This is a genomic window from Brucella sp. IR073, assembly GCF_049065735.1.
Classification (GTDB): Bacteria; Pseudomonadota; Alphaproteobacteria; order Rhizobiales; family Rhizobiaceae; genus Paramesorhizobium.
In genome coordinates, this window is record NZ_JBAKHD010000001.1 from 610662 (window position 1) to 628892 (window position 18231).

An 18231-nucleotide genomic window follows, 5' to 3' on the forward strand; every position below is an offset into this window, starting at 1 on the left:
AAACTAGGCGAATGCGTCGCATCATCAAAGTTCTTTTGTGGCTTCTGTTCTCCCTTCTTCCCCTCGCATTACTGGCAGCGGCAGCGTTCTTTCTCTGGATCGACAGGTCCGTCACGCCGCCGGATGGCGAGGCGCAACTGGCCGGCCTTACCGCGCCTGTGACCATCGTGCGGGACCGCAACGATGTGCCGCATATATCGGGCGCGTCGCTCCCGGATGTGGCGATGGCGCTGGGCTTCGTCCATGCGCAGGAGCGTCTGTGGCAGATGGAGGTCGCGCGCATGGCGGCGCAAGGACGGCTCTCCGAGCTATTCGGCGAAACGACTGTTGGCACCGATATCTTCCTGCGCACGCTCGATCTCCATGGCGCAGCCGCCCAGTCGCTGAACGCACTGAGGCAGAGCGACCGTGAGGTGATCCAGGCTTACGCTGACGGCATCAACGCCTTCATCGATGGACCAGGCAGGCCGTTCGCTTCGAAATACCCGCCGGAATTCGTCATCCTCGATCATAAGCCGGAGCCATGGCAGCCCGCAGACGTGGTCGCCGCAGTCAAGATGATGTCGCTCTCGCTCGGCGGCAACATGGCGCATGAGATCGAGCGGCTCAAATTCGCCCGCCTCGGGATGACGGATGCCGAAATAGATGACCTCTTGCCGCCGCTCAAGGCAGACAATCCGCCGCCCTTGCCGGATCTCAGGAATCTGCTCGGCCTCGGCAGCGGGCCGATCAATGCCGCATCTGCGGCCGAAGAGCAGCGTTTTGCCTCCATCGACGCCATGATGGGCAAGGGCGCATCGAATAATTGGGTGCTGTCGGGCGAAAAGACCGAGACGGGCAAACCGATACTCGCCAACGATCCGCATCTGGAATTCTCCGCCCCGTCGCTTTGGTATCTGGCGCATCTGCAGGTGAAGACGCCTGGCGGCGAGACGCGCAATGTCGTTGGCGTCACCTTGCCCGGCGCGCCGCTGGTCTTTCTCGGGCGCAACGACCGCGTGGCCTGGGGTTTCACCAATACGGACCCTGATGTGCAGGACCTCTTCATAGAGCGGATCAATCCGCAAAATCCGGATGAGTATTTGACGCCGGACGGATACCGGCCCTTCGACAAACGGACGGAAACGATCAAGGTCAAGGGCGGCGCCGACAGGAGGTTCGAACGCCGCGCTACGCGGCATGGGCCGGTGCTTCCCGGCAGCTATCGCGGCCTTCAACGCTACCTCCCCGAGGGAACCGTGGCCGCGCTGCAATGGACGGCCTTCGCCACCGACGACACGACGATGTCGACGGGATTCGACCTGTGGCATGCCGGATCGGTGACGGAATATTTCGATGTCGTGCAGAATTTCGTGACGCCGATGCAGTCGATGGTCGTGGCGGATGTCGACGGCAATATCGGGCTTATCGCGCCGGGCCGTGTGCCGGTGCGCGATCCCGCGAACCTGGTCATGGGCCGTGCGCCGGTGCCCGGCTGGGACGCCACCTATGACTGGAAGGGCTATATCCCCTACAATGAATTGCCGCGCCAGTATAATCCCCCGCGCGGCGGCATCAGCACGGCCAACACCAAGATTGTGGATTCCAATTACAAGCCCTTCCTCACGTTCGACTGGGACGAGCCATGGCGGAAGGAGCGCATCGACACGCTGCTGCTCGACAGCAATGCCAGGCAGACGCTCGAAACCAGCCGCGAAGCGCAGGGCGACGATTATTCCCCCGCCTATGCGGCGCTCGGGCCAGTCATGCTCGGGCTGATCGAGGGGCGCAGCGATGTGGACCTGGAAGCCGTCACGGCGCTCCAGCGCTGGGATTACCGGCAGGACAGGACACGCAGCGAGCCGCTCATCTTCGAGGCATGGCTTCGCGCCGCCACAAGGCGCATTGTCGCCGATGATTTGGGCGAGGCCTTCCCCGATTACTGGAAGGCACGGGCAACTGCCATGCCGCGCTGGCTTGGTCCCGACCCGGCGCGCGACTGGTGCGACGACCGCCGAACCCCGGAAAAGGAAAGCTGCGCCGACGAACTGGTGCTCGCCCTCAAGGACGCGCTGAGCGATCTCGAAACGCGCCTCGGCGCCGACCGCAGCAAATGGAATTGGGGCGCCCTGCATTATGCCTATGGCGCGCACCGGCCCTTCGCGCGGGTGAGCCCGCTCAACCGGATTTTTGATGTGAACGAGCCGATGTCTGGCGGCTCCTATACGCTTGACCGCGGCACTTCGAACTGGAACGACGACGCCAATCCCTACCGCGCGACCCACGGCACCAGCTATCGTGGCATTTTCGACCTGGCCGACCTCGATCATTCCACCTATATCCAGACCACCGGCCAGTCGGGCAATGCGCTATCGCCGCACTATCGGGATTTCGCCGCGCGCTGGGGCAATATCGAGGCGATCACCATTCCCGTTGCGGAGGATGCATACCAGGACGGCGCGCTGGGCACATGGCGGCTGGAGCCGAGGTGAGCGATCAGAGAGGATAATTGAGGAGATGTCGACGAGACAGCGGGGGCGCTGTCCCGCCGGCGCTAAACAATTATCCTTAAGTCAGCGGCACCATCACTATCTTGGCAAACGCCGGCCGCGCCTTCAGCCTCTCATACCATGCCATCAGATTCGGAAAATCCGGCCGCCCCGGCAGTGGCAATTCCGCCCACGGGTAGATGTAAACGCCGAGCGGAATATCCCCAATGCCGAATTCGTCGCCGGAAAGCCAGGGCTGGCTGGCAAGCGTCTTCTCGGGCACTTCTAGCGCCTTGGCGAAGGAGGCGACGGCGGCGGAGACAATGGCCGGATCGCGCTGATCTTCGGGCAGGCGGATGGTGTGCCAGATCAGATCGCGGAAGGAGCTGCTGAGGGTCGTGCTCGCCCAATCCATCCATTTTTCTGCATCGGCCCGGCGGGCAACATCGTCGATCCAGAGCGTTCCCGCCCCGTATTTCGCGGCGAGATAGCGGACGATCGTGTTCGATTCCCACAGGATGAAGCCGTCATCCTCGATGACGGGCACCAGGCCGTTGGGGTTGAGCGCGCGGTATTCGGGCGTATCGACAATGCCATAAGGGCCGCCGGCGGGGACATTCTCATAGTCGAGGCCGAGCTCCGACGCCGTCCAGAGCGCCTTCTTCACATTGGTCGAATTGGGTCTGCCCCAGATTTTCAGCATGGCATTATCCTTAGGAGGTTAGCGGACGAGATGCCGCGTCAGGCGCCCCTCGAAAAAATCCCAGATGTTGCGGATTAGTTCGACGATGGCGAAATAGATGAGCGCAGCCCAGAGATAGGTCTGGAAATCGAACGTCTGCGCATAGGCGCGGCGCGTCTCGCCCATCAAATCATAGACGGTAATGATGGCGACGATGGCCGAGCCCTTGAGCAGCAGAATCAGCTCGTTGCCATAGGGGCGCAGCGCGACGATGAGCGCCTGGGGCAGGATCACTTTCCAGAAAGTCACCCGTTTGGAGATGCCGAGTGACGCCGCGCCTTCCCACTGGCCGGTCGGTACGCTCTTGATCGCGCCGCGCAGGATTTCCGCCTGATAGGCGGCGGTGTTGAGCGTGAAGGCCAGCACGCCGCAATTCCAGGCATCGCGGAAGAACACCCAAAGTCCCAGATCTTGCAGAACCGGGCGGAACTGGCCGAAGCCGTAATAGATGAGGAAGGTTTGTGCGAGCAGCGGTGTGCCGCGGAAGAAATAGACATATCCGCTCGAAAGCCGGCGCAGCCAGCGGTTCTTCGACAGGCCGCCCATCGCAATAGGAACCGAAACGATCATGCCGAGCAGAAAGGAAAGGCCGACAAGCGCAAGCGTGATCTGAAGACCGGACCAGTATTTGGGCGCATACCGGTTTACGAGATCAATGCTCCAGACATCGTAGAGATAAAGAGCGAGGCCCGCGAAGAAGGCAAGCCAGATGCCGACAAGGATGTAGCCCGCGACGCGTTTGCCCGTCCAAGGACGAGGCAGGGCGGGCGGGCGCAGCGCCGTTGCGGTCGAGGACATGACGGTATCGGTCGACATCACGCGCGCCCCTTCACGTTCTGGCTCTGATAGGCCCAGTTCTCGATCCGGTTGATGAAATAGGACGAGATGAGGGCGAGGACCAGATAAAGCATGCAGGCGACACCGTAGAACAGGAAGGCTTCCTTGGTGACGCGGGCGGCAACGCCGGTCTGGCGCATGATGTCGGCAAGGCCGATGACGGAAATGAGCGAGGTATCCTTGAACAGCACCATCCAAAGATTGGCGAGACCCGGCAGCGCGATACGGACCAGCTGCGGCAAGATGATCTTGCGCATCGTCAGCCCGTTCGAAAGGCCGATGGCATAGCCCGCCTCATATTGCCCGGCAGGAATGGCGCGAAAGGCCGACAGGAACACTTCGCTCGCATAGGAGGAAAAGACGACGCCGAGCGCCACCATGCCGGCAACGAAGGAATTGATCTCGATGGTGGCGTCTATGCCGAGCAATGTGATGAGCTTCTGCAGCCCGATCTGCGCGCCGAAATAGACGAGGAACATCGTCAAGAGTTCCGGCAAGCCGCGAAAGATGGTGGTGTAGATATTGGCGGCGAGCCTTATGGAGGGCTCCTTGGACTGCTTGCCCATGGCGATGAAGAAGCCGATGAGCAGGCCTAGGGGCAAGGTCGCCAGCGCCAGCGCCACCGTGACGAGCACGCCGCTGGCTATGCTTCTTCCCCAGCCCCCGTCGCCGAAGCTTAAGAGCGACGCATAATATTCCATCCACCTGTTCCCTTTCAGGCCCCCTGGAGCATGATCCCAAAACGCGGAAGGCTTTGGGATCATGCGGGCTATAATTTTAGCCGGTTTGGCGTTTACCCGAAGGCGCCACCGAAATGAACCGATTTTTCCGAAAAAAGCGGCGGAATCGCTTCCGCCGCTTTTCGTCCATTCAGACGCCTTCCCGCAGTTCAAACCCTACCAGCCAATCTCGTCCCTTGAGGGAGAGACGTCCGGCAGGACAAAGCGGAGTGGCCAGCGCTTCCATCAAAACGTCGGTTTCAGTTCAATCGCCATACACATCGAAGTCGAAATATTTGTCGTTGATCTTCTTGTACGTGCCGTTGGCGCGGATGGCGGCGAGGGCCTCGTTGAACTTCTTGACGAGTTCGGGCCGTCCCTTCTTGATGGCGATGCCCATGCCGGGGCCGAAAATCGCCGGGTCCGCCTTGGCGGAGCCGATAATCTTGCAGCAGGCGCCGTCGGGCGTCTTCAGCCAGTTATCGATGACGACGCGATCGTCGACAGCCGCATCGAGACGGCCATTGGCGAGATCGAGCTGATATTCCTCGGCGGTCGGGTAGGATTTGATCGTCGAGTCCGTATAGGTCTTTTCCGAAAAAACGGAAAAGGTGGTCGATCCCTGCACGCCGATCGTCTTGCCGGCTAGGTCTTCCTTGGTGATGCCTTTGATATCGGTATCCTTGGGCGCGACCACGGCCGGCGGCGTGCTCATATATTTATGGGTGAAATCGACCTGCTTCTCCCGCTCGGGCGTAATCGACATGACCGCGATATAGGCGTCGAACTTTCCGGCCTGAAGCGCGGGAATAGCGCCCTCCCAGTCCTGCGCCACGAATGTGCATTCCGCCTTCATCTCGTGACAGAGCGCCTTGGCGATATCGATATCGAAGCCTTCCAGCTTGCCGTCGGGTGAAAGGGTGTTGAAGGGGGGATAGGCGCCCTCCGAGGCGATTGTCAGCTTCAGCTTGTCCGCTGCCTGGGCAGGGTTCATGGCAACCGCACCCATCGTCAGGGCAAGGACGGCTGCGGATGCTGCCAGAGCAAAACGCTTCATGATATGCATTGTCTGCACCTCCTGTTGCGAGCCCAGGCTGTTCCCCGTCTTTTTCATTCAGCCTTGGGGCACAAAACGCGGCAATCCGCGTGTGAAGGCGAATAATCCCATTATTTTCAAGGGAAAAGCAATAGATTTCAGCAGGCGAACCCAAGCGGGCAAAAGCGGTTTGTTTTCAAGCCTGTCGAGAAATTTTATTGCGTTAAAAGTCTGTACATCGCAGTATTGTGAAAATCGCTCGGGGATATCCGAGGCAATAAGCGGCGGAATTTCTCCGCCGCATCTCCTCAAGCTCTCTGATTAATTCCCTGCACCATAGGCATCGAAATCGAAATACTTGTCGTTGATTTTCTTGTACTCGCCGTTTGCGCGGATGGCCTTGATCGCATCGTTGAACTTTGCGACCAATTCCGGCCGGCCTTTCTTGATGGCGATGCCTTCGCCTGGGCCGTGAATTGCTTCGACCGGCGTGATGGTGCCGACAAGCTTGCAGCATTCGCCTTCCGGCGTCTTCAGGAATTGCTGAAGCGCGACGATATCGTCAACAGCCGCATCGAGACGACCATCAACGAGATCGAGCTCGTAATCCTCTTCCGTCGGATACGACTTGACCGTGCTGTCGGTATAGGTCGTCTCCGAATAAATCTCGTGAGAGGTGGAACCCTGCACGCCGATCGTCTTGCCGGCGAGGTCTTCCTTGGTCACGCCCTTGATGGTGGTATCCTTCGGCGCGATCATCGCCGGCGGCGTGTCTGCATATTTGTTCGTGAAGTCCACCTGCTTTTCGCGGGCGGGCGTGATCTGCATGGATGAGATGAAGGCATCGAATTTACCCGCTTGCAAAGCTGGAATCGCGCCGTCCCAATCCTGTGTGACGAAGGTGCACTCCGCCTTCATCTGGTCGCAGAGGGCCTTGGCGATGTCGATGTCGAAGCCTTCCAGCTTGCCATCGGGCGAAAGCGTGTTGAAGGGCGGATAAGCGCCTTCGGAGCCGATGACGAGCTTCAGCTTTTCCTGCGCATTGGCGGTGTTCATTGCGGCCGCCTCCATCGTCAGGGCGAGGGCGGCTGCCGATGCTGCCAGAGCAAAACGCTTCATGATATGCATTGTCTGCATCTCCTGTTGCGAGCCCAGGCTGTTCCTCCTCATTCAGCCTTTAGGGCATAAAACGCGGCAATCCGCGCGTGAAAGCGAAGGGTCCCATTATTTTCGACGCAAAAGCAATAGATTTCAGCAGGCGAACCCAAGCGGGCAAAAACGCTTCGTTTTCAAGCCTTTCGAGAAATTTTATCAGGCAATAAGCGGCAAAATCGCAGTATTGTGAAAATCGCTTGAAGGTATCGATGCGAAAAAAGCGGCGGATTTCTCCGCCGCTTTTGCCTTGAACTTAAGCTCTTCGATTATTCTCACTCGCCATAGGCGTCGAAATCGAAGTACTTGTCGTTGATCTTCTTGTACTCGCCATTGGCGCGGATGGCGGCGATGGCTTCGTTGAACTTGGCGACCAGTTCTGGACGGCCCTTCTTGATGGCGACGCCGGCGCCGGGGCCGTGGATTTCGTCAACCGGCTTGATGGTGCCGACAACCTTGCAGCATTCGCCTTCCGGCGTGTTCAGGAACTTCTTGAGCACGACGATATCGTCGGTTGCCGCGTCGATACGGCCATTGGTCAGGTCGAGGAAATATTCCTCGGCGGTCGGATAGGACTTGACCGTGCTGTCGGTGAAGGTCTTTTCCGCATAGGTCAGGTGGGTAGTGGAACCCTGAGCGCCGATGGTCTTGCCGGCGAGGGCTTCCTTGGTCGCGCCCGTAATGTCGGAATCCTTCGGCGCGATGACGGCCGGCGGTGTGTTGTAATATTTGTTGGAGAAGTCGACCTGCTTCTTCCGCTCGTCGGTGATCGACATGGATGCGATGAAGGCATCGAACTTGCCGGCCTGCAGGGCGGGGATAGCGCCGTCCCAATCCTGGGTAACGAAGGTGCATTCCGCCTTCATCTGATCGCAGAGTGCCTTGGCGATGTCGATGTCGAAGCCTTCCAGCTTGCCATCGGGCGTCAGCGTGTTGAAGGGCGGGTAGGCGCCTTCGGAGGCGATGGTGAGCTTCAGCTTGTCTTCCGCCTGGGCGGTATTCATTGCAATCGCGCCCATCGTCAAGGCAACGGCAGCCGCGGTCGCTGCAAGAGCGAAGCGCTTCATGATACGCATTTTGTCTAGACCCCTTTTGTTCATGCCCGGCTGTTCCCCGTCTTCTTTTTGGTTCAGCCTTCGGGCGGCTGGCGCGGTTGCCGCGCCTAGCGTGCAATAATCCCATTATTTTAAGATCAAAAGCAACAGCTATTCGTCGGCTTTTCCCCGACCGTGGGAGGCGGTGTCCGCGTGTCTATCGCCGCAATTTCAGCGCAGTCCGCTTTGAACCTCGACGAAATCGGCGATCCGGTTAATGTCGTTGAGGTCAAACACCGGCACGGTCTCGCTAGACACTGGGTGATCGGCGGCGACGGCGACGATATTGGGATCGCTCGCCGAGAGCGGCTCTCCCTTGCGGCCTTCAAGGCGGCGGACTTCGATCTTCTTGTGCGAATCACGCTTGTAGCCCTCCACAAGGATGAGATCGCACGGGCTCATCCGCGCCACGATGGCGTCGAGCGGCGGCTCGTCCTCGTGATCAAGCTCATGCACCAGCGCCCAGCGGCGGGCGGACACGATGGCCACTTCACCCGCGCCGGCCTTGCGGTGGCGAAAGGAGTCGGTGCCTTCATGGTCGATGTCGAAATCATGATGCGCGTGCTTGACCGTCGCGATGCGCCAGCCGCGCCGCGTCAATTCCTCGACGAGGCGGACGGTGAGGGTGGTCTTGCCCGAATTCTTCCAGCCGGTGATGCCGAAAATGCGTTGTTCGCTCATGGCCTCGCGTTTTGCCAGCAATTCTTCCGCCTGCGCAAGATCCTCGGGCGTGTTGATGTTGAAGAAGGCGGAGTCATCAGGAAAAACGGCTTCCGTCACACGGTATCGGCTCGCCCAAACACGCACTGCCGCTTTCTCGCCGCAGGTGAGAAAAGCGGCAAGGTCAGGCTCCAGCGCAACGGGCCAGAGGCCGATGACGGGGTAGACGTTGCCGCCTGCCGCCGCCAGCGCGATGTCCGCTCCGGTTTCCTCCCGCGCCACCATGAGGCGATTCACAAGATCAAGAGGAAGAAACGGCGTATCGGCGGGGGCTGTCACCACATGGCTCGCGCCGGTTTCAGCGGCATATCGCATCGCCGCGTGAAGCCCGGCGAGAGGGCCTTTGAAGCCGGAAATCCGATCTTCCACCACCGGCAGCCCGAATGACTGGAAGCGGGCGGGATCGCCATTGGCGTTGATGATGAGATCAGGCAGTTGCGAGCCAAGCCGCTCAATGACATGGGCGATGACAGGCTTGTCACCCAGAGGCAGGAGCCCCTTGTCGCCGCCGCCCATGCGCGTCGAGCGCCCCCCCGCGAGGGTCACGCCGATGAGCCTTGACGGCGCCGCCATCTTACGCCGCTTCCTTGACCGCCGCCGCTTCCGGCCCTTTATCGGCAAGTCGCGGCCGCCTGCTGGCGACGCTTTCACGATAGAGCATATAGATGCCGCTCAGGACGACGATGACGGAGCCGATCACCATCGGCAGGTCCGGGACGTCGCCGAAAATGACGAAGCCGAGCAGAATCGCCCAGAGCAGGCTCGTATAGCGGAAGGGCGCGACAAAAGAGATCTCCCCCGCACGCATCGCCAGGATGACGAAGTGGTAGCCGATGAGAAGTAGGATCGAGGCGACCATGAGGAAGCCAATTTCCTCCCAGCTGGGCTCGACCCAGCCGCCCATGGGGTGGATGAGGCAGGCGCCGGTCAGCGTGACGATGAACGAGGTCAGCGCCGAGATCATCAGCGTCGGCATCGTCTGAGGCACTCGCCGTGTGGCGAGGTCACGGCAGGCGGTGAAGAGCACGCCGACCAGCAGCACCCCCGCGTAAGGATTGATCCCCTCGGTGCCGGGGCGGATGATGATGAGCACACCGGCAAAACCGATGGTGATGGCAAGCCAGCGCCGCCAGCCGACCTGCTCTTTCAGGAAAAGCGCGGCAAGCAGCGTGACGGCAAGCGGAACGGACTGGAACACTGCCGAAGTGAAGCCCAGCGACAGATGCGCCAGCGCGACAAGATAGGTGATGGTGGCGCCGAGCTCTCCCAGCGCGCGCAGCAGCACCATCGGATGCACGATATTGCGCGGCGCGGCCAGCGCCTTTTGCTGCTTGGCGAGGAGCAGCACGACCGTGGTGGCGAGAATGCCGCGCAGGAACATAATCTGCCCGGTGTTCATGCTCTCGGAGAGATATTTGGTGATGGAATCGTTGACCGTGAACGTGGCCATGGCCAGCATCATGTAAACCGAGCTGCGAATATTTGGAGAAAGCGCCACGATGGGATGATTCCGAAGGAAGCCGTAGAAGACTATAGCGCAATATGCCTTTTATAGCGCGATGTCTTCCGCTTTTTACGGAAGAGCTCATCTGGAAACAGCGGGAAGGAGAAGCACTCTCAAACGTTGGCGAGCGCCACAAATTCTTCCACGCTCAGCGTTTCCGCTCGCCGCGTGCCGTCGATCCCGGTCTTTTCCAGCAGCGCCTCGCCGCCCAGCGATTTGAGGCTCTGCCGCAGCATCTTGCGCCGCTGGCCGAATGCCGCCTGCGTTACCCGGCCCAGCCTTGTGGCGTCGCAGGCAAGCGGCGTCTCGCGCGGGATGAGATGCGCGACCGAAGACGTCACCTTTGGCGGCGGAGTGAAGGCTTGCGGCGGCACGTCGAAGGCGATCTTTGCCTCGGTTCGCCATCCCGCCAGCACGCCCAGCCTGCCATAGGCATCGCTGCCAGGCTTGGCGACGATGCGTTCCGCCACCTCGCGCTGGAACATCAGCGTCATCGAGGCATAGAAGGGCGGCCATGGCTCGGTGAGCAGCCAGTTCAGCAGCAATTGCGTGCCGACATTATAGGGCAGGTTGGCGATGATGCGTGGCTTTTTGCCGTGGGCTGTCAAGTTGGCGAAATCCTGCTCCAGCGCATCGCCCGAGATGACATTGAGCCGTCCCGGATAATGCGCCGCGATCTCCTCCAGCGCTGGCAGGCAGCGCTCGTCGCGCTCGATTGCCGTCACCAGCGCGCCCTGGGCCAGCAGTGCGCGCGTCAGCCCCCCGGGACCAGGACCGACTTCGATCACCGGCTGGTCCGTGAGATCCCCTGCAGTGCGGGCGATCTTGGCCGTGAGATTGAGGTCGAGCAGGAAGTTCTGGCCGAGCGATTTCTTCGCCATCAGGCCATGGCGCTCGATCACATCACGCAAGGGGGGCAGGCTGTCGATGCTCATCCGGCGTTACGCGTATTGTCCGCGAGGGTACGGGCAAGCCGCAGCGCCGCAATCAGGCTATCGGGCTTGGCGATGCCTTTTCCGGCGATGTCGAAAGCCGTGCCGTGATCGGGAGATGTCCGGATGAAGGGCAGCCCGAGCGTGACATTGACCGTCTCGTCAAAGGCGAGCGCTTTGGCGGGGATGAGCGCCTGATCATGATACATGCACACCGCCGCGTCATAGGTGGCGCGGGCGGCAGGATGGAACATCGTATCGGCGGGGAGGGGACCGCGCACGGCGATGCCCTCAGCCGCCAGCGCCTCGATGGCCGGGCGGATGATGGCTTCGTCCTCTGCGCCCATCGCCCCGCCTTCGCCTGCATGCGGGTTGAGCCCCGATATTGCGAGGCGCGGATGGGCGATCCCGAACTTCTCGCGCAAGTCCCGCGCGGTGATGCGCGATACGGCGATGATGTCCTGGGTGGTCAATTGCTTCGGCACATCGGCCAGCGGAATATGGATCGTCACCGGCACCGCGCGCAATTGCGGCCCCGCCAGCATCATCACCGGCTTGCATGGGGTACCGGTCCGCTCCCCGGCAAGCGCGGCGAGGAATTCCGTATGGCCGGGATGCACAAAGCCTGCCTCATAGAGCGGCTTCTTGGCAATAGGGCAGGTGACGACCGCCGCCGCGCGCCCTTCTAAGGTATATGTCACCGCCCACTCAATCGCCTCGATCGTACCTGCCGCGTTTTGGGCTAGTGGCTTGCCGGGGCTGTCGATCTGACGGTTTTTCAGCGGCACGATAGGCAGCGCATCGGCAAACAGCGCCGCCGCTTCTTCCGGCTCGCAGATTTTAATCGGAACGGATTCGCCGAGGCTTTGTGCCCGTGCCGCGACAAGGTCTGGGTCGGCGATGAGGAAAAACGGCGGAATTGCCTCAGCCTCACGCCGTTTCCATGCGGCGATGGCAATCTCCGGCCCGACGCCGGACGGGTCGCCGCCGCTGACGGCTAGGGGCAGCATTTAGCGGTTAACAATGCGAGCCTTCGCCCGCAGTTCCTTCAAATAATCCTCGCTGAGCTTCTCGCCCGCATTGTCGCCACCACCGACTTTCTTCTGCGCATCCTCAATGGAGAATACGAGCTGCGCGACGCGGTCGTCCGAAACCTGGCGCGTCGAGCAGACGGCGAGGAATTCGACGCCCTTGTCGGTGTCGTGAACGGGGGTGGTGTGTCCGGCCGCAGTCTTCTTGACGTCCTCGGCCCAATCTCCGGGCAGGCGCGGCTCCAGAACACGCCCGAGATCGCGCACCGTCACGTCAAGCAGGCCCTTGGTCAACTGCCGCGTGGTATCGCAGCTCTGGAAGCGGGCGCGGAAGGCGTTGGCTTCCTGCCGGCGCCGCGGCGTCATTTCCTTGCGCTTGTCGGCGGGGATCACGAAGATCACCTGCTGCAGCAGATATTCGGTCGCGCTTGGCTTGGCTCCGCCCTGCTGCAGCATGCGCTGGACGGCGTCCTGCTCGCTGATCATGCCGTTGGAGCGCGCCTTCGCGGAGAGCACACGGCCCCAGCCCATCTGCACCATGATGAAGGTTTTGAAATGCTCGGGCGTGACGCCGGCCTGGTTCAGCACCTGCGAAAGCTGCGCCGGGGTCATCTTGTTGCGCGACGCAAATCCGGCAAAGGCCTCGTCGATTTCTTTCTGGGAAATGTCGATGCCGCGACGCTTCATCTCCATGCGCTTCAGCATGTCGTTGATCAGCTCTTCCTTGGCCATCTCGTTGAGATTGCCCGTCTTGCGCTGCAGCTTCAGGAAGGCGGCGCGACGTTGGATGTCATAGCTGGTGATCGGATTGGCATCGACCGTCACACGGATTTCGTTCGCTTCGGCCGGCTGCACGAAAGCATCATCGATAACCGCAACACCCATGCCGGTTGCCAGCAGGGCGGCGAAAAGTCGCTTGCTTCGTTTCATCATCTTAACTCTCGATCCCCGGATTATGGCCGCAAGATACGCATTTTCCAACCATTTATAAGTCGCGTAGTGCGGCGAAACGATGGCTTCCGCCCGTCCGGACCCCGCCGTCATTTATCATCCTGCGGGAGCATCGCCGTGCTCGAGCCGAAATCGCCCAGCGTCCGGAACGAGATGTTGAAGCCGATGGTGGTTTTGGGATCCTCATCTACGGAATTGTTGGTGCGAGGATTGCGGGTCTGGGTGACAGTCATCGAATAGGTGAAGCATTCGTCGTCATAGGCAAAACCCGCGGACGCATTGGTCAGCGTTTCCGAAACGAGGTCATAGGTGGTGCCGCCGAAAACCCTCCAATGCTCGGCCACTCTCAGCGACGCGGTGCCGCCGACTTCCTGACGGATCTGCGTATAGCCATATTGGGGCTGAGCATCAATATAGGCATAGCGCGTTGAAACGGACAACCGCGACCAGTTCTGCGCTGCCTCCAATTCTCCGCGCCGCAATTCGAACGTTTCTTCGTCGAACCGCCCGCGCGCCGCAAGCGTCAAGCCGTGCGCGTTCGAAGCTCCGATCATGCCGACATAATCCGAGCGGGCCGTCTCCAAACCGGATTCGGCTCCCACATTGACAAAGTCGCTTTCGGCAAAGGAATTGACGCCGCCCAGTTGGAATGACTGTCCGGCAAGCGCATAGAGCGCCCAATCATTGCCGATATTTCCGGAATAGCGGATGCCGAGATTGGCGCGATGGCCGCCTTCGACACGGTCATAACCCGAAAACTTGTCGCGCTGGAACAATGTCGTCGCGTCGAAGACGAAGCTCTGCGCGTCCTCATTCGGCAAGTGCCCGGCATAACGCTCATTATTACGCAAGAAAACCTGCGCAACCGGCTCGATGATATGCGTGGCGCTCGTTGTCGAGAACAGGATCGGCCAGCGCATTTCGAGGCCCGCCGTCGCCATGGCGCGGAACGCCTCGGAACGCATGACGACATCCGTGCCTACAGGATCGAAGCTGCTGTCGACACCGATGCCATCGCCACGCAGCGCCAGAAGCGGCGTGATGACGAGACCGCCCTGCGTGATGAAGGTGCGTTTCCACTCCGCCTCACCGGTGATTCTGCCGCTTGAGCCATTGACACCGGCTATACGTTCATAAGGGCTGCTGTAAGGATTATCAGAGTCCAGAGGATCGTTGTAATCGGCGCTTTTGCGATAGATTCCCTGGACGTTCATGTCGAAGTTCAGTTCACCGCCATAGACCGGCTCTGGCGCGGTATAGGAATAGTCTATGCTCGGCAGCACCCAAGGCTGCTTGGAGTTGATCTCGTAAGGGTTATCCGGCAGCACGCTTTCCTGCACATTGAACTTGTAGAAATGCAGGTCGAAATAATTTCTGCCGTCGAGGCCCTCTAGGTAAACCTCGTTCTTGATGACCTGGTCGGAATAGCCGGCCAGACCGTAGGTGCGGGCGAAATTCTTGTCCGACTGGGCGATAACGTCCCAGCCGAAGGTCCAGCGCGAGTTGATCTGGAATTCGCCTTCGGAGGCAATCATGCCCCGGTCGGTCCTATCCCGGTCGACTGTATTTAGATCGAACTCATCCTGCTTGTTCTGGTGAATGCCGGCTATGCGCAGATTATAGCTGCCATTCTCCAGCCGATGACGCCACTCGACCTCGCCCAGGAAGCCCTGCTGCGTATAGGCGGTGGTGGAGAAGGTCAGATCGTAATTGGGCGCGAGATTCCAGAAATAGGAGCCGCGCACGCCGAAACCCAAATCCTCATTGTAACTGAAGCCGGGGAACAGGAAGCCGCTTTTGCGCTTCACTGTCGGGTCCGCCATCTCGAAGGCTGGAAAATAGGCGAGCGGCATGCCGAACATTTCGAAGCGCCCGCGCTCGAAGCGCACGGTCTTCGTCGTGCCGTTCCAGATGATCTTGCGCGCCTTGATCTGCCAAAGCATCGGCCTGGTGGGGTCTTTCTTGCAGGCCTCGCAGGCGGTGTAGATGCCGTTGTTGAAGGTGGTGATTTCGCCATTGCTGCGCTCGGCGCTTTCGGCGATGAACCGCGTGTTATCAGTCGTCTCGACGCGCAGGCTATTGACGAAGCCGTCGCGGAAATCGTCGGTTACGTCGATCTTGTCGGAATAGATGCGGTTGCCGTCCTTCTCGACGATCTCCACATTCCCTTCCGCCATCATCCGGTTGGTGCGCTGGTTATAGGTCACCCGATCGGCAACGAGGCGGTTGCCGTCATATTCAATCCTTACCGCGCCCTGGGCCGTGACGGTCTGGTTGTCGTTGTCATAGACGAGTTCGTTCGCCTGCAACACCATCTTGGCGTTGGGGTCGGTTTGAAACGAGCTGCCGAGCTCGCTCTGCGACTGCGCATACGAGTCGGATAGGGCAGGGGCCGTGAGGGCGCATGCCAAGGCCGTCCCGCGTAACAACCACGCGAGCCGCGCCGGCAACACCGTGCGGGCTTTACTCAATCCCAACTAACCATCCTCCTTGTGCAGTAAAAAGGAGACCCCGAAGAACATTGCGATCACGACGGGAACCCAAGCTGCCACGAAAGGTGGAACGAAGCCAGCGGTCCCGAATGCTTTGACCAGAACAGTCACAACATAAAGCACGAAGCCAGCAATCACGCCACCCAGAATCATTGTTCCAGATTGCCCAAATCGCACAAATTTTAAAGACACGGTAGCGGCAATCAGCGTCATCGCCATAAGAAGTGCGGGTAAGGCCAGAAGCGATTGAAATTGCATGTCAAACGCGTTCGCCGAATACCCGAACGAGCGGGCCGCCCGGATCTTCGCGGGCAACTCGAAAAAGGGTATCGCTTCCGGCGCCGCGAGCCGCTCTTCCACGAATTCCGGGCGCAGATCGGTGGGGATGCGCATCTGCGCGATCTTCTGTGGCTCCTGCGCCACAGCGAATCGCGTCACGCCGGTGAGCTGCCAGTATCCATTCTCCAACTGCGCGGATTTGGCGTCGAAGCGCTCCTTGATCGTCTCATCCTTGTTGAGCACGATGAAGGTGGCATTGCCCAGCCTTGTCCCCCGGTTGAGAATGTTCTTGGCGCCGATGATCGTTTCGCCTTCGTCGGTCTTCTGCCGCAGCCAGGGGACGCGCGATGCGGAGGAATCGGCGGTCCGGGATCCTGTCCAGGAAGCCTGTATTTCCTCTGCCTTGGTGAAACCGTAGGCCGCCAGCGGATTGAGCACCGCGATTGATGCAATGCCAAAGAGGAATGCGCCAAGGCAGGCCGGCAGCAGGAATTGCCAGGCCGATACGCCGACCGAGCGCGCCACCACCAGCTCATATTTGCGGTTGAGCGAGATCAGTGTCGCCATCGCGGAGAACAGCGCCACGAAGGGAATCATCTGCTGCATGATGAAGGGGATGCGCATGGCCGAGATGGCGAGCGCGCCCAGTGTGGAGTAGTCGGGCAGGGCCGAAAGCTGGCCGGCATTCTCGGTGAAGTCGAGCAGCAGCGACAGCGCGAAGATGCCCAGCAGAAAATAGAGCGTCATCTTCACATAGCGCATGAAAAAATAACGCCCGAGCGTCCAGCCGATCATTGGCCGCCTCCAGCCCGCTTATGCCGCGGCCCGAACAGCCCGGTCACCGCAGCGCCCCAGGCGTCGAAACGGTCCTGGAGCCGGTCCGACCACCGGGTCGGAAGGCCGAGACGCCGTCCCGTCGCGAGCAGATAGATGGCCACCGCGCTGACCCCGAACGGCACCGCGTACATGAGATATACATAGTCGAAGCTCTTATCCGCGCGCTCCGAGGCGAAGTACCCCGCCCAATAGACCAGAAGCGACGTGGTGATGGCGGTGAAGGATGCCGAAACCCGCGCCTCGCGATGCGAGCGCGAATCGCCCGCCACCGCCAGCGCGATGAGCGCAAATACCATCGGATAGAGCCATTCGGTCAGCCGGCGATGCAACTCCGCCGTGAAACGCAGCGGCTTGCGCTGAAATTGCGGATCGTTCGGGTCCGGATGAAGCAGATAGTCGAGCGGGCGGTCCTTGGCGTAGATGGTCTTCTCATCTGCTTTCGAGGCGAACTGGCTCAGATCGAAGGCATAGGAGTTGAACTTGATGATCGAGACATTTCCGCTCTTCACGTCGCGCCGCTGCACCTCGCCATTTTCCATCAGCAGCACATCGCCGCTTTTGGTCTCGGCCACCCGGCCATCCGCCGCATAATAGATGAGATCGACCGTGGGCTCGCGCGAATCGGCGATGAACAGGCCGCCAATATCGCCATTCTCCTTGCGCTCGGCGATCTGCACATAAAGTTTGTCGCCGATCTGCCGGAACGCGCCGTCCTGCAGCACCACATTGATCACGTCCGCGCCTGCGTTCGCAATCATCTCGCGCATGTTCATGCGTGCGTAGGGGTCGACGAAATTGGCGATCATGAACGAGGTGATGGATATGGCGACGGCAAAGAGCAGGATCGGTCGCATCACGGCCGAGCGCGGGCTGCCGGCCGCGTTGATTACCACCAGCTCCGAATCCTGGTTCATGGTCGAGAGCGTCTGCGCGATGGCGATGACCAGCGCGAACGGCATCACCAGCGGGATGGCCGAGGGCAGCAGCAGCGAGCTGAACTGCAGGATCGTATTGAGGGTCTGGCCGCTGGTCGTGAGAAAGTTGATGCGTTGCAGCACCTGGACGGTCCAGGTGATGCCCACCGCCGCCCCCAGGACGGCAAAAAACATGAGCGCGACGCGGCGCAGGATGTATAACTCGATCAATCGCATGTGTTTTTAAGAGTTACATCCTGTCCCTGTTTGCGTATCCGCCGCGTTTTTCAGCGGATACAGTCCAGTCCCTGTTATCATACCTACCCGGCCTTTGGCTAAAAATGGACGAAGAAACGCGGTAAACGGATTACTAAAGCGTGATCGCTGTCACCACCAGCAGGATCCCGAAAAGTTGCAGACTTTTCGGATGAGATCATGCGACGAAAATCCTTGCCGTTTTGCCTGGCTTCTTTCACATGAAGTAAACATCCGCGACTCTTTATTCCATGCCATCAATGCCAAA

The 18231-nt window shown here is 60.1% G+C and carries 15 protein-coding genes and 1 pseudogene; 1 reads left to right on the forward strand and 15 read right to left on the reverse strand.

Features of this window, described 5'->3' with window-relative positions; genetic code table 11:
- Positions 1 to 11 precede the first annotated feature (11 nt).
- Positions 12 to 2471: a penicillin acylase family protein gene (locus tag ACOWVG_RS03000; protein WP_420959993.1), complete on the forward strand. Its 2460-nt coding sequence runs from the start codon at positions 12 to 14 to the stop codon at positions 2469 to 2471.
- Positions 2472 to 2547: 76 nt separating this feature from the next.
- Here the strand turns inward: ACOWVG_RS03000 and ACOWVG_RS03005 are convergent, their stop codons facing one another.
- The 15 genes and pseudogenes from ACOWVG_RS03005 to lptF form a co-directional block, all read right to left on the reverse strand.
- The gene (locus tag ACOWVG_RS03005; protein ID WP_420959994.1) at positions 2548 to 3171 is read right to left on the reverse strand and encodes a glutathione S-transferase family protein; all 624 of its coding nucleotides are present in this window, start codon (positions 3169 to 3171) and stop codon (positions 2548 to 2550) included.
- A gap of 18 nt (positions 3172 to 3189) precedes the next feature.
- Positions 3190 to 4026, reverse strand: a complete 837-nt coding sequence (locus ACOWVG_RS03010) for an ABC transporter permease (RefSeq protein WP_420959995.1) — start codon at positions 4024 to 4026, stop codon at positions 3190 to 3192.
- Positions 4026 to 4748 (reverse strand): ABC transporter permease, encoded by a 723-nt coding sequence (locus tag ACOWVG_RS03015; RefSeq protein ID WP_420959996.1) that lies wholly within the window; start codon positions 4746 to 4748, stop codon positions 4026 to 4028. The genes ACOWVG_RS03010 and ACOWVG_RS03015 overlap by 1 nt, the downstream gene beginning before the upstream one ends.
- Positions 4749 to 5031: 283 nt before the next feature.
- Positions 5032 to 5832 carry a transporter substrate-binding domain-containing protein gene (locus ACOWVG_RS03020; RefSeq protein ID WP_420959997.1) on the reverse strand — a complete coding sequence of 267 codons (801 nt, stop codon included), beginning with the start codon at positions 5830 to 5832 and terminating at the stop codon, positions 5032 to 5034.
- 291 nt (positions 5833 to 6123) lie between these two features.
- Positions 6124 to 6930 (reverse strand): transporter substrate-binding domain-containing protein, encoded by an 807-nt coding sequence (locus ACOWVG_RS03025; RefSeq protein WP_420959998.1) that lies wholly within the window; start codon positions 6928 to 6930, stop codon positions 6124 to 6126.
- Positions 6931 to 7229: 299 nt separating this feature from the next.
- The gene (locus tag ACOWVG_RS03030; RefSeq protein WP_420959999.1) at positions 7230 to 8030 is read right to left on the reverse strand and encodes an ABC transporter substrate-binding protein; all 801 of its coding nucleotides are present in this window, start codon (positions 8028 to 8030) and stop codon (positions 7230 to 7232) included.
- A 189-nt stretch (positions 8031 to 8219) separates the two neighbouring features.
- Positions 8220 to 8729 (reverse strand): molybdopterin-guanine dinucleotide biosynthesis protein B, encoded by a 510-nt coding sequence (mobB, locus tag ACOWVG_RS03035; protein WP_420960168.1) that lies wholly within the window; start codon positions 8727 to 8729, stop codon positions 8220 to 8222.
- A gap of 45 nt (positions 8730 to 8774) precedes the next feature.
- Positions 8775 to 9341 (reverse strand): annotated as a pseudogene (gene mobA / locus ACOWVG_RS03040) (molybdenum cofactor guanylyltransferase MobA); the annotation flags it as partial.
- Position 9342: 1 nt separating this feature from the next.
- On the reverse strand, positions 9343 to 10230 hold the full coding sequence (locus ACOWVG_RS03045; protein ID WP_420960169.1) for a DMT family transporter: 888 nt from the start codon (positions 10228 to 10230) through the stop codon (positions 9343 to 9345).
- A 155-nt stretch (positions 10231 to 10385) separates the two neighbouring features.
- Positions 10386 to 11207 (reverse strand): 16S rRNA (adenine(1518)-N(6)/adenine(1519)-N(6))-dimethyltransferase RsmA, encoded by an 822-nt coding sequence (gene rsmA, locus ACOWVG_RS03050; RefSeq protein WP_420960000.1) that lies wholly within the window; start codon positions 11205 to 11207, stop codon positions 10386 to 10388.
- The gene (pdxA, locus tag ACOWVG_RS03055) at positions 11204 to 12214 is read right to left on the reverse strand and encodes a 4-hydroxythreonine-4-phosphate dehydrogenase PdxA (protein ID WP_420960001.1); all 1011 of its coding nucleotides are present in this window, start codon (positions 12212 to 12214) and stop codon (positions 11204 to 11206) included. The genes rsmA and pdxA overlap by 4 nt, the downstream gene beginning before the upstream one ends.
- The gene (locus tag ACOWVG_RS03060) at positions 12215 to 13165 is read right to left on the reverse strand and encodes a SurA N-terminal domain-containing protein (protein WP_420960170.1); all 951 of its coding nucleotides are present in this window, start codon (positions 13163 to 13165) and stop codon (positions 12215 to 12217) included. It lies immediately after the preceding gene.
- A 110-nt stretch (positions 13166 to 13275) separates the two neighbouring features.
- Complete coding sequence (locus tag ACOWVG_RS03065; RefSeq protein WP_420960002.1) at positions 13276 to 15663, reverse strand: LPS-assembly protein LptD; 2388 nt, start codon at positions 15661 to 15663, stop codon at positions 13276 to 13278.
- Positions 15664 to 16752, reverse strand: a complete 1089-nt coding sequence (gene lptG / locus ACOWVG_RS03070) for an LPS export ABC transporter permease LptG (RefSeq protein ID WP_420960003.1) — start codon at positions 16750 to 16752, stop codon at positions 15664 to 15666.
- Positions 16749 to 17945, reverse strand: a complete 1197-nt coding sequence (gene lptF / locus ACOWVG_RS03075) for an LPS export ABC transporter permease LptF (RefSeq protein WP_420960004.1) — start codon at positions 17943 to 17945, stop codon at positions 16749 to 16751. Before lptF ends, lptG begins: the two co-directional genes overlap by 4 nt.
- Positions 17946 to 18231: the final 286 nt, after the last annotated feature.